The 12,593-nt window shown below is 57.8% G+C and carries 12 protein-coding genes; 1 reads left to right on the forward strand and 11 read right to left on the reverse strand.

All coding sequences use genetic code 11. The features are described 5' to 3' along the window. Positions 1-67: 67 nt before the first annotated feature. The 11 genes from araD to L579_RS05525 form a co-directional block, all read right to left on the reverse strand. On the reverse strand, positions 68-766 hold the full coding sequence (gene araD, locus L579_RS05475) for an L-ribulose-5-phosphate 4-epimerase (RefSeq protein WP_021183280.1): 699 nt from the start codon (positions 764-766) through the stop codon (positions 68-70). Next, positions 763-1,623 (reverse strand): L-ribulose-5-phosphate 3-epimerase, encoded by an 861-nt coding sequence (locus L579_RS05480; protein ID WP_021183281.1) that lies wholly within the window; start codon positions 1,621-1,623, stop codon positions 763-765. The genes araD and L579_RS05480 overlap by 4 nt, the downstream gene beginning before the upstream one ends. Continuing rightward, a complete protein-coding gene (gene ulaD, locus L579_RS05485) occupies positions 1,620-2,276 on the reverse strand; it encodes a 3-keto-L-gulonate-6-phosphate decarboxylase UlaD (protein ID WP_021183282.1) in 657 nt (218 codons plus the stop codon). Before ulaD ends, L579_RS05480 begins: the two co-directional genes overlap by 4 nt. Then, positions 2,273-3,754 (reverse strand): FGGY-family carbohydrate kinase, encoded by a 1,482-nt coding sequence (locus L579_RS05490; RefSeq protein ID WP_021183283.1) that lies wholly within the window; start codon positions 3,752-3,754, stop codon positions 2,273-2,275. The genes ulaD and L579_RS05490 overlap by 4 nt, the downstream gene beginning before the upstream one ends. Then, entirely contained in the window at positions 3,751-5,046 is a 1,296-nt protein-coding gene (locus L579_RS05495; RefSeq protein WP_021183284.1) for an MFS transporter, read from the reverse strand. The genes L579_RS05490 and L579_RS05495 overlap by 4 nt, the downstream gene beginning before the upstream one ends. Continuing rightward, positions 5,043-5,519, reverse strand: a complete 477-nt coding sequence (locus tag L579_RS05500; RefSeq protein WP_021183285.1) for a YhcH/YjgK/YiaL family protein — start codon at positions 5,517-5,519, stop codon at positions 5,043-5,045. The genes L579_RS05495 and L579_RS05500 overlap by 4 nt, the downstream gene beginning before the upstream one ends. Before the next feature lie 14 nt (positions 5,520-5,533). Then, positions 5,534-6,532 (reverse strand): 3-dehydro-L-gulonate 2-dehydrogenase, encoded by a 999-nt coding sequence (gene yiaK / locus L579_RS05505; protein WP_021183286.1) that lies wholly within the window; start codon positions 6,530-6,532, stop codon positions 5,534-5,536. Between the two features lie 299 nt (positions 6,533-6,831). Continuing rightward, positions 6,832-7,659, reverse strand: a complete 828-nt coding sequence (locus L579_RS05510; protein ID WP_021183287.1) for an SMP-30/gluconolactonase/LRE family protein — start codon at positions 7,657-7,659, stop codon at positions 6,832-6,834. Further along, positions 7,659-8,759 (reverse strand): ABC transporter substrate-binding protein, encoded by a 1,101-nt coding sequence (locus L579_RS05515; protein WP_021183288.1) that lies wholly within the window; start codon positions 8,757-8,759, stop codon positions 7,659-7,661. Before L579_RS05515 ends, L579_RS05510 begins: the two co-directional genes overlap by 1 nt. Further along, positions 8,756-9,856 carry an ABC transporter permease gene (locus tag L579_RS05520; protein ID WP_021183289.1) on the reverse strand — a complete coding sequence of 367 codons (1,101 nt, stop codon included), beginning with the start codon at positions 9,854-9,856 and terminating at the stop codon, positions 8,756-8,758. Before L579_RS05520 ends, L579_RS05515 begins: the two co-directional genes overlap by 4 nt. A gap of 22 nt (positions 9,857-9,878) precedes the next feature. Beyond that, the gene (locus L579_RS05525) at positions 9,879-11,405 is read right to left on the reverse strand and encodes a sugar ABC transporter ATP-binding protein (protein WP_036625362.1); all 1,527 of its coding nucleotides are present in this window, start codon (positions 11,403-11,405) and stop codon (positions 9,879-9,881) included. 325 nt (positions 11,406-11,730) lie between these two features. Here L579_RS05525 and L579_RS05530 point away from each other — a divergent pair, with 325 nt between their 5' ends. Continuing rightward, a complete protein-coding gene (locus L579_RS05530) occupies positions 11,731-12,567 on the forward strand; it encodes an IclR family transcriptional regulator (RefSeq protein ID WP_021183292.1) in 837 nt (278 codons plus the stop codon). The last annotated feature ends 26 nt before the right edge of the window (positions 12,568-12,593 follow it).

Genomic DNA, 12,593 nt, shown 5'->3' on the forward strand with positions numbered 1-12,593 from the left:
CAAATATAACCGAATCGTTCAGTATGCCCCGTCGCGGCGCGATTTATCGCGCCGCGACGTAAACAAGTTACTGCCCATAATAGGCATTCGCGCCGTGCTTTCTGAGAAAATGTTTATCCAGCAGATCCTGCTGCATACTTTTGATCCCCGGCGTTAGCTGGCGCGAAAAAATTCCCATATAGGCAATCTCTTCCAGCACCACGGCGTTATGCACCGCGTTGTCGGCATCTTTGCCCCAGGCAAAGGGACCGTGGGCATTGACCAATACCGCCGGAATCGCCGTCGGACTGATGCCGCGGGTGCGGAAGGTTTCAATAATCACCTGTCCGGTGTTGTATTCGTAGTCATTGACGATCTCCTGCTCGGTCATCAGCCGGGTACAGGGGATGGTGCCATAGAAGTAATCGGCATGGGTGGTGCCCCAGGCGGGTAAATCCTGCCCGGCCTGTGACCAGATGGTGGCATGACGCGAATGGGTATGCACAATGCCGCCAATGTCGGCAAATGCGCGATAGAGCGCCAAATGGGTGGCAGTATCCGATGAGGGTTTTTTGCTGCCCTCCACGATACGCCCGCTTTCCAGCTCCAGCACCACGATATCCTCCACCGTCATGCCGTCGTACTCCACGCCGGAGGGTTTGATCGCCACCAGACCACTGGCGCGATCGATGGCGCTGACATTGCCCCAGGTAAAGGTAACCAGATGATGGCGCGGCAACGCCAGGTTGGCTTCCAGTACCTGTTGTTTCAAGGTTAATACGCTCACAATAATCCCCCTTCCTGCATTTTTTGTTCAATCCAGCGCCGTGCCTGCACAATCTCCGCCACCGGCTCCTCGGCTTTTTCGGTCCACATCTCAATCAGAAACGCCCCGCGATAATTCAGCTGCTTCAGGGTGCGGAACACGCTGACAAAATCGACGCAGCCCTGACCAAAAGGCACATCGCGGAACTGTCCCGGCGAGCTGGCGGTGACCGGTTGGGTGTCTTTCAGATGGATAGCGGCAATGCGATCAATACCGAGCGTCAGTTCGGCGGCAACGTCATTGCCCCAGGCGCTGAGGTTGCCAACGTCGGGATAGACGGAGAACCACGGCGACGCCTGTTGCTGCTCCCACACCTTCCATTTGCTGATAGCGTTGATAAATTCGGTGTCCATAATCTCCACCGCCAGCATCACCTGTGCGGCAGCGGCACGCTCCACCGCGCGGGACAACCCCGCCGCAAAACGCGCCACCGTGCCTTCATCATGCGGTTCGTAGTAGACGTCATAACCCGCCAACTGGATGGTGCGGATGCCAACATCCTTCGCCAGTTGAATCGCCCGATCCATCAGGTCATCGGCGCGCTGACGTGTCTGCGCATCATGGCTACCGAACGGAAAGCGGCGATGGCCGGACAGGCACATCGACGGAATGCTGACGCCGGTTTCAATCATCGCGTTGACCAGTGACAGGCGCTGTTCTTTACTCCAGTCCAGCCTGGACAGACGCTCATCAGTCTCATCGACGGACATCTCGACAAAATCGAAACCACAGGCTTTCGCCAGGGCCAGTCGCTCTGGCCAGGTGAGATGGGCCGGCAGTGCTTTTTCATAAATTCCCAGTGGATGCTGGCGTTTCATGCGGTTCCCCAGATGTTGGCAATGGCCTGATGAAATTGGTTAGCGGTGGCAATGCCGGTGACACTGTCACTCAATGCGCGTCCGGCAATAAACGCCTTGACGTCGATATTGCGGAACTGCGGCAGTTCTTCCGGGGTGATACCGCCGGTGATCGACAGGGCAAACCCCATATCGGATAGCGCCTGCATCGCCGCCAGATCCTGCTGGCTCCACTGTTGACCGCTGGCCTGCGCATCACGCCCGCGATGGTAGATGGCCTGCGTCAGACCCAGGCTGCGCCACTGGCGGGCATCTTCCAGTGTCCAGTGACCAAACAGCTCGATCTGGATATCGCCCTGATAGCTGCGCGCCACGTCCAGTGCGGTGGCAAAGGTCGCCAGCGGCGCAGCGCAGATCACCGTCATCCAGTTGGCTCCGGCGTCAAACGCCATCCTGGCCAGGGTGGCACCGGCATCGGCGACTTTAAAATCGGCCACCAGGGTTTTCTCCGGGTGCTGCTGACGCAGGCGGCGTACCGCTTCAATCCCGGCGCTAAAACACAAAATGGTGCCTGCCTCGATGATGTCGACCTCCTGATGGAGTTGCTGCGCGGTACTCAGCGCGGCATCGAGGTCGGTGTGGTCCAGCGCCAGCTGGAGCAAAGGAAGGCTCATGGGTTAACTCCTTGTGCAGCCGCCAGTGCATTGACCAGTTGCTGATAACGTTGATATTTCTGCTGATAACGGGCGTGCCGGGTGTCATCGGGTTGCCAGGTGACGATGTCGGGATTTAGCGCCTGCTGCGCCTGTTGCAGCGAGGCATAGGCACCGGTGCCGGTGAGCGCGACCAGCGCCGCGCCCAGGCAGCCACTTTCGGCAATTTGCGGCACCTCAACCGGCAAGCCACTGGCATCGGCCAGCATCTGCATCCAGGGGGCAGAACGGGTCGGCCCGCCGCTCAGACGCAACGCGCTGGCCTGCGGAAAACGCTGACGCATCCGGTTCAGATGGGTCAGATGCGAGAACACCACGCCTTCATAGATCGCCTGCACCAGATGCGCGCGGGTATGCCCCGCCTGCATACCAAAGAAACTGCCGTGCAGGTCGGCCCCGGCGTTGCAGCCGTAGAGGAAAGGCAGGAACAACAGCGAACTGCTGGCCGCTGGCAGACCAGCCACCCAGTCGTTCAGTTGCTGATAATCTTCGATGCCCCACTGTTGGCAGAACCACTCAAGGTTGGCGGCGGAAGTCGGGCTGGCATCATGGATAATGAACTGATCGTTGATGGCATAACGACCATAGACAAACGGGTAATCGGCCTCAGCGATGATGCGGTCGGTAATGCCGCTGGTGACGGACCAGGTCCCCATTACCGCGTTCAGGCGGGTCGCGTCATGCAATCCGGCGCACAGGGCCGTCGACACTACATCAAACAACCCACCAACCACCGGCGTGCCTTCCCGCAGTCCACACAAAGCCGCAGCCTGCGCGGTGACATACCCGGCCACCTCGGTCGGGCCGATAATCGGTGGTAAGGCCGGGACGATTTCGCTGATCGCTAAGGTTTCAGCCAACGCCGCCGACCAGCCGCCGCTTTGCATGTCATACAAATTGGATTCGGAGATATTGGTTTCTTCACAGGCCAGCGCACCGGTCAGGCAGAAGCGCAGGTAATCATGAGCCATCAGTACGCTGCCAATTGCCGCGTAACGCTGTGGCTCATGTTGTTTGATCCAGCGCAGCAACGACACCGGATGGCCGGTCCACAACGTCTGCCGCGTTTGCGGATAGAGTTGTTGTGGCATACCGTCACGCTGCCACTGCTGCACCAGCGTCAGCGCGCGACGATCCGAGGAGAGGATGCCATTACCCAGCGGCTGGCCCTGCTTATCCAGCAGGAATAGCCCCTTGCCCTGAGCAGAGATCCCGACACCCGCCACCTGCGCCGCCTGTTGCCCGCTTTGGTGCAGCACTTCACGGATCACCGCCGCCGCCTGTTGCCACAACTGGGTCATGTCGCGTTCCGCCCAACCCGGCTGTGGCACCAGCACCGGCAGGTTTTGTCGTGCCACCGCCAGCTCGCGCCCCTGGGCGTCATATAACCCGGCTTTGATAAAGGTGCCGCCGCAGTCCAGCCCTAACCAACTCTTCATGCGGCCTCCCCTTTGGCGGAGTCGCAGCGCGCCGGTAACGTCAGTGCCAGCAGCGAGGCAATCGCCAGCGAGATCGCCAGGCTGTAAACCCCGGCATCCTTGCTGTACTCCGCAATCAGGACGCCCACCATATACGGACCGCAGAACCCACCGAGATTACCCAGCGCATTGATCAGACCGCGCGCACCACCGGCGACCTCAGCGTTAAACAGGCGTGGCGGAATGCTCCAGAACACGCCAGCCGCCGACTGGATAAACACGCCGCAACCCACCAGGGCGGCATACGACCACCAGATGTGTGCTTTCAGCAGCACCGACAGCGCCATGCACAGGGCAAACCCGGCCAGCGGCAGTGCCACGAAAATTTTGCGACGACCGCTGGCATCGGACAGCGCCGAGAACAGGAACATGCCAAAAATCGCCCCGACATACGGCAGAATCGCCAGCATCCCTACCTTCTCGGCATTACCGTTGGTCAGCCCTTTGAGGATGGTCGGCAGCCACAGGGTGTAGCCATAAATCCCGGTCTGGTAGAAGAAGTTCACCAGGATCAGACGCCACATCACCGGCTCACGCATCACCCGGCTCAGCGAGGCTTTGCGCGTGTTCTGACCTTTAATCATCAGTTGTTCATCGTGCAGGGTCTTGATCAGATACTGCTTCTCGGCGGGTGAAATCCAGCGCGCTTCCTGCGGGCGGTTGCTGATGGTGAACAGCCACAAGGCCATAACGAACACCGACAACACCCCTTCAACAAAGAACAGCATGCGCCAGTCCCAGTTGGTGATGATCCAGCCTGACAGCGGTGCGGTAATGATCCCGGCAATCGGGACGAACATAATGACGATGGCGTTGGCGCGACCACGTTCTTTATCCGGGAACCAGTTGCCGATCATCGTCAGCACCACCGGCAACATGCCACCTTCCGCGACGCCGAGGGCAAAGCGCAGCGCCAGCAACTGATACTGGCTGGTGGCTAACCCGGTGAGGATCGAGATCACCGCCCATGCCAGTAACGACCAGCCAATAAAACGTTTGCCGTTGCCGTACACCGCCAGCTTGCCGCCCGGTACTTGCAGGAACAGATAACCAATAAAGAAAATGCCACCGGCTAACCCAGCCATCGAAGCGCTGATGCCCAGCTCTGCATCCATCCCGCCCGGCATGGCAAACGCGATATTGACGCGATCCATGTAGGAGATGATGCAGGTGATCAAAATCGGCGGGATGATGCGCAGCCAGCGCAGTGCCGGAACGCCTTCACGCGTCAGTGCGGTTGATGTCAGACTCATGCGACCTCCTCCAGCGCGGTTGTCGGGATCTTCACCACCACTTTGCGGATCGCACCCGGCAAATCCGGTGCGCAGTTGGGTCGGTGAATATCCTGCGGGAAGAACACCGCAAAGGTGCCTGGCACCATGCGAATCAGAGTTTCATCCGCTGCGTGCTGGTAAAAAATAATGTCGCGTTCGGGGTTGTACGGCTGGTGCACCGCCAGGCTGGCGGGTTGATTCGCCACGCCAATCACCTCCGCCCCCGACACCAGATATTGCACATCGATATGGTGGCGGTGCGCTTCAGGATAGTTTTCCTCAGCCGGTGCGGTTTGCAGATCCAGTACCTGCACCTGCCAACCGGTGGCGCTGTCAACATGGCGTCCGGCGGCCATCGTTGCCAGATCGTGACCGGCCAGATACGCAATGGCGCGGGCGATAGCGGGCGGATAGTGGCGTGCATCAGTGTTGGCGATATGTCCGGTAATCATGGGGTTATCCTCCGTTACAACGCCTGGATACGCGTCCAGACACGCTCATCCACCGGGATGCCGAGACGCAGGTTTTCCGCCCGCAGCACCGGGAAGCGCTCACCCGGCAGGCGTACCGCCTGTTGACTGTCGGCACGTTTGGCACCGGTAATCGAGGCGCGAATGCGTTGCAGTTTGTGGTCGCGGGTGGCGCCGTCAATCAGGCGATCGACATCAATAGCGATAAATACTTGCGAGATTCCAAATTCGTCACCGTTATCTTCGGTCACCTCGGTCACCGACGCGCCGTTGGAGAGCAGCGTGGCGAGCATATCCAGCACCACCGACAACGCGGAGCCTTTCCAGTAACCCATAGGTAAGATGCGACGGTTGTTTTCGATGGTGGCGGGATCGCGAGTGTAGTTGCCGTCGTTATCAAAACCGCCATCCACCGGCAGGGTTTTGCCCGCCAGGCGATTCACTTCCAACATGCCGTAGGAAAACATCGACATCGACATATCCACCATAGTGATAGGTTCACCCGGTACCGCAACAATCAGCGGGTTGGTGCCGATGGCACAGTTTTTCGCCCCCCACGGCGGCATCACCGCAATCGAGTTGGTCCAGCAGATGCCAACATAGCCCTTCTCTGCCGCTTGCCAGCCGTAGCTGCCGCCGCGCATCCAGTGGTTAGCATTACGCAAGGCAACCAGGCCGATACCGTGATCGGTCGCCAGTTCGATGGCGCGATCCATCATGCTGCGCGCGGTAATGTTGCCGATGGCGCGGTGCGCATCCCACTGCTCGATAGCACCCAGTGACAACACTTTATTGGCCGTGGCCTCCGGCACGATATGTCCGGCATCCAGTTGCTGAATAAAACGGGGAAAACGGTTCACGCCGTGGGAATAGACACCATTCAGGCTGGTTTCGGCAAACATGGCGGCACACGCGGTGGCCTTCTCCTCTGGCACCTTGCGACTCAGCAAGACGCGCAGGAATTCTTCATATAATTGCTGATAGCTGATTCTCATAACGGCTACTGTCTCCCCAGCGCTACGCTTTATATTTCATATGTTGGAATGTCGTTCCAAATAAATCGTATGGCGAAAGCAAAGAGGAGTCAAAGAAATGGATGGAAAATTTATCGTTTAAAATCAATCAAATAAAACTTTGATCGACTTTTGTGATCGGCCGCAAATCGGCCAGATTTCAGACGTGGGGAAGCCGGGACAGACGATCCTGCCCCGACATTTTCACCCATTCGTAGCTGCGCGATTTATCGCGCGATAAATCGCGCAGCTACGGGGATGTCTGGTATTACGCGAGGGTGTTACAAACGCACCCGATACAACGACGTGGTGGCGGTGATATACAGCTCGTCACCCTGCGGGCCGCCCAGCGTACAGTTCGATACCCGCTCCGGTAACGCAATTTTGCCGCGCGTCCGACCGCTGCTGTCGAAGATGATCACGCCGTCGGCACAGCTACAGTAGATATCGCCGTTCGCCGCGACACAGAAGCCGTCTGGAAAACCCGGTGCCACCTCGGCAAAGAATTGCCCCGCCACCAACTCGCGACCATCCACCTTGTAGACGCGCAATTGGCGACGCCCCAGCGTGGGGAAATCCACCACCGACATATCGGCCACGTACAGCAGGCTTTCATCGGGCGAAAACGCCAGGCCGTTGGGACGTTGCAGATCGCTGGCGGCGATACTGAGCTGCCCGCTGGCCGGATCGAAGCAGTAGAGATAACAACCGATCACCTGGCTGTGGGCGTGATACCCCTCCTCATCGTTGACGATCCCGTACGGCGGATCGGTGAACCACAGGGTGCCATCGGAACGTACCACCACATCATTCGGTGAGTTAAAGCGTTTGCCCTCGACCTTATCAATCAACAGCGTCACGCTACCGTCATGCTCGGTACGGCTGATGGCGCGGCGACCATGTTCACAACTCACCACTCGCCCCTCAAGGTCACGCGCGTTACCGTTGGCATAGTTGGCGTTGGCGCGCCACAGGCTCAACTCTCCGTTGCGCTGCCAGCGGAACATCCGGTTGCCTTTGACATCGCTAAACACCACCGCATCCTGCTGCGGCAGCCATACCGGGCCTTCGGCCCAGATGGCGGGTGAACAGAGTTTTTCCGGCTGCATCACTGTACGCCCCAGATGGTTTTGTAGTGTCCCTGATAGTTGTTCGCCGGGTCGTAGTTGTTTTCCGGGCCGCCGTCGTTGGCGATATTGTCTTTGGTGATCAGATGCGCCGGCGTTACATAGCCAGAGGAAGGTTGACCGGCAAAGGCGCGGTTGAACTCATCCAGCAATTGCCAGCCGTGCAGCTTGAGCGGCTCAGCTACCGTGGCGATCTGGCTGTCGCTGTTACGGATACGCTGGAAAGCCGAGATGGAACCGTCACCGGCAGAAATATTGAAAGGCGCATTGCTGCCTCCTTTACCTGCGGTTTTCAGCGACGGAGCCATAAAGTCAAAATAGAGATCGTTGATCGACAGCGCGTACTGAAAATGATCGCCGTATTTCTGCAACAGGCTGAAGGTCATGGAAGGCATACGGTTGGCGGTATCCGCCAGCGGCGTATCGATAAATTCCACCACCTTGCAGCCGCTGCACTTCTCAATCTCCTGCTTCATGGTATTGGCCTTGTCCAGCGCGATTTGGTACAGCGAGTCGGTGAAGATCAACACCTGCGCCTTACCACCGGATTTCACCACGGCATATTGCGCCGCCAGCCGCGCCACATCATTGGAATCGGAGGTGATATTGTCCGTCACGCCATATTTTGCAATCGGTCCCGGCTGCGGTTCAGCATGCCAGGCCATCAGCACGATCTTTTGTTCTTTGGCTTTCTTCAGCGGGATTTTTGCCACGTTCGGGTTCCAGCCACCAATCACGATGCCATCCGGGCGCTGGGCAATTGCCTGATTCAGCGCCGCGAGCTGGTCTTTCACCGAACCGCCACCATCCAGGGTTTCCAGTTTCCATCCCGCGACCTTCGCCGCTTCACTCAGCCCTTGCTGCACCCCCTGCACCCCACCGTTTTTCATATCAGAGGCGATAAAGATGATTTTCTTGTTCGGTTGCAGTTTGGGGCCGGTGGTCGGCCCATCCCAGGTGCTCGAGCTGGCGGTGGCCTTCGCCACGGCAGCGGTCGCCTGATCCAGGTAGCTGTCAGCCTGCGCGGAGGCGGAGGCCACCAGCAAAGCGGCCAAGGTAAGACTCAATGCCTGATTTTTCATAATGAATTCCCTGGTGTGATGGTTTTTTGTTTATGGTCAGGTGCAGAGGTCGGTGCGCTCTGACTGCGCACCACGGCTTTTTGGTTCAGCAGGCGGCGACGCTGGGCGTAACCGGCAAGCGTAATCGACAGCAACAAGGTCGCGCCGTTAAATAACGGTTCGACCCAGAAGTCGCCGCCAAATTGTTGGATCCCGGCAATACCGATGGCGAGGATGGCGATACCCACCACGGTGCCCCAGATGTTCACCCGTCCCGGACGAATGGTGGTGCTACCGAGGAAAGCCCCCACCAGCGCTGGCAACAGATAATCCATCCCGACGCTGGCCTGGCCTACGCCCTGTTCAGCCGCAATCAGCACGCCACTGAAACCGGTTAACACGCTGGAGGCGATAAAGGTCCCGATGATGTATTTATTCACCGCAATGCCGTTGAGGCGCGCGGCAGTGGGGTTACCACCTACCGCATACATGCAACGGCCCAACGGGGTATGTTCGGTGACGAGCCACAGCACCAGCGCAACGATCAACACATAAAACGCGCCGATGGGAATGCCGAACAACTCGGTATGATGCAGCGCGCTAAAGGCATCCGGCAGATCGCCAACAATTTGCCGACCACCGGAGTGCCACAGCGCCACGGCGTACAGCACGGTGCCGGAGCCGAGGGTGGCGACAAAGCTGTCAATATCCGCTAACGCTACCAGGATGCCGTTCAATAACCCGTAGAGCGCCGAGATCACCAGCACCGTCAGCACCGCCATCTGCCATGAGAAGCCGTACTCCACCTGAAGGGTAATGGCGAGGATATGCCACAGCACAATGCCGAAACCGACGTTCAGGTCGATCTTGCCGACAATCATTGGCAAGGTCGCCGCCAGCGCCAGCAGCGCAATCTTGGCTTTACTGGCGAGGATCGCCTGTAAGGTCAGCATGGTGGCAAACGACGGTGACAACGCCGAGAACAACAGGGTTAACACCACACATAACAGCAACAGGCCGTAGCGGGTCATTATCTGCATCGACCAGGGGGCAAAGCCATGTTGCGCAAGGCTGACCCGCTGCTCCAGCGCGGTGGATTTGACGGATGTTTTTGACATAATTTTTCTCCTGCCTTCCTTTTCAGACGGTGGTTAATGGGGCAGCGCTGCTGGCAGAGGCCAGCTCCAGCAAACCGGCAAAGGTAACCTGTTCATTTTTTAATTCGCCGACCACCTGACCACGGTTAAACACCAGCGCGCGGTTGCAGATATGGGCGATCTCTTCGAGGTCATTGGATATCACCAGTACCGCCACGCCCTCGGTCAGCGCTTTATTCAGCAGGTGATAGATTTCTTCGCGCGCGCCCACATCGACGCCTGCGGTGGGGTCTTCCAGAATCAGCAGCGGCGCATTGAGATGCATCCAGCGCGCCATCACCACCTTCTGCTGGTTGCCGCCCGATAAGGCGCTGATGTCGAGATTGACGTCTTTCGGACGCACATCGAATAACTGAACTTTCCACCAGCTGGCACCGATTTCGGCACGCCGTCCGTAGCGTGACAAAAGCCGATGACCACTGGCGCAGGGATTAAGAAACAGGTTTTCACGCACGCTCATCGACATCACCAGGCTCTCGCTGGTGCGGTCCCCCGCCACCAGCGACACGCCAGCCGCCATCGCCTGTTGGGGCGTCTGTGGCTGATAGGCTTGGTCACGGAAGCGCAGCGTCCCGGCGGTGGCCTGACGCAAACCAAACAGCAGGCGGCCAATTTCCTCTTGCCCGGCACCGCGTAAGCCAGCCAGCGCCAGCATTTCGCCCGGTTGCAGGCTGAAGCTGACCGGCCCGACTTCATCAATGCAGAGTTGATCCAACACCAGCACCGGTTTGCTCGCAGCCGGTAGCGGTTGCCGTTGATTCCCTTCCAACGCCTCCCCGACAATCATCTCCACCAGATCGTGCAGTTGATAATCGGCAGTGTTGCCTTCTGCAACGCGTTTGCCATCACGCATCACACAGATGCGGTCGGCAATCTCAATCACTTCATCAAGGCGGTGGGTGACGTAAATCATGCCAACTTTGCGACTTTTCAGTCGGTTGATGACTTCGAACAGGTGACGCACATCGTTGGCGGGTAACGAGGCGGTAGGTTCATCCAGCACCAGCACTTCGGCGTTGACCGCCACTGCGCGCGCAATCGCCAGCAGGGATTTCTCGGTGCGCGACAGTTCAAACACGCGGGCATCAGGGTCCAGCATGATGCCGACATCGTTCAGGGCGGCACGCGAACGCTCGCGCACCGCCCGCCAGTCGATCAAGCCGAGACGACGGGTAAAACCCATCACCAGCGCCATATTTTCCGCCACCGTCATCCATTCAATCAGCCCGAGATCCTGATGAATAAAGGCGATTGGCTGCCGGGTGGCGGTTTTCAGACTGGCGGCCGACGCGATGCTGGCGTCGTGAAAGCGGATATCGCCCTCATCCCGGCTATACACTCCGGCCAGCACTTTGATCAGCGTGGATTTTCCGGCACCGTTTTCTCCCAGCAGGGCAACCACCTCGCCGGGAAAAACCTCAAGACTGACATCATTAACGGCGGGATTACCGCCAAAGCGTTTGGTGATATGGCTCAGAGTAAGAACCGGTGTACCCGGGCTATGCTGCATTACCGCCTCCTGCAAACTCCTGGTGAGCATCAACAGCGGCGACAGCATCAAAACACCGCTAAATTTCAACATACGAAATACGATTCCAAAAAATACTATTCCTGGCGCGCAGGAAAAGCAAAGAAGTAGCGAGGATAAATTTCATTAATAAACAAATAGATATAATTCGTGTTGCGGATTTGTGATGCATCGCTCACTTCGGTAAGGGGTGGATTTTCGCCAAAAGTCACACTAAACCTGGCGAAGGATTCCCAGGCTGAAGTGCATGGGTTAACATCTGGCGACTGCTCTTTTATCGGAGTGGGAAAACTAAGAGGAAGCGTGGATGGTGGTTAAAGTAGCGAAAGCGAAGGAAGAGAAGAGTGACAAGCCACTGGGGACGCAGAGCTTGTTTCGTGGGCTGCAACTGATTGAATTACTGAGCAACTACCCGAACGGTTGCCCATTGGCCCATCTTTCTGAGTTGTCCGGGATGAACAAAAGTACCGTGCATCGCCTGTTGCAGGGTTTGCACAGCAGCGGTTATGTCACGCAGGCACCCTCGCCTGGCAGTTACCGTCTGACCACTAAGTTTATTTCTGTCGGACAGAAGGCCCTCTCCTCCCTCAACATCATCCATGTCGCTGCCCCGCATCTGGAGAAACTGAATCTGGAAGTGGGCGAAACGGTCAACTTCTCCAGCCGCGAAGATGATCATGTGATCCTGATTTATAAACTGGAACCCACCACCGGGATGATGCGCACCCGTGCCTATATCGGCCAGCATATGCCGCTGTATTGTTCGGCGATGGGGAAGATTTTTATGGCCTGGGGCAGCGAAGAATATCCGGCTCATTACTGGCAAAGCCATCAGGACAGCATTCAACAGTTGACCAAAAACACCATCACCACGCTCCCGGAGATGCTGGAAGAACTGAAGTCCATTCGTCAGCAGCAGACGGCAATGGATCGCGAAGAGAATGAACTGGGTGTTTCCTGCATCGCCGCGCCGGTGTTTGATATTCAGCAACGAGTGCCTTATGCGGTGTCGATTTCACTGCCCACCGCCAAGATGCAACAGATTGGGGTGAAAAAACTGATGGGTCCGGTGGTCGCCACCGCCCGTGCGATTTCGGAAGAGCTGGGATACGTGGTGCCGCAAAAGGCGTGTACCTTACCGTAAAAAAATCCGTACCGTAACGGCGCGAT

The organism is Pantoea sp. AS-PWVM4 (genome assembly GCF_000468095.1).
Taxonomy (GTDB): Bacteria; Pseudomonadota; Gammaproteobacteria; order Enterobacterales; family Enterobacteriaceae; genus Pantoea; species Pantoea phytobeneficialis.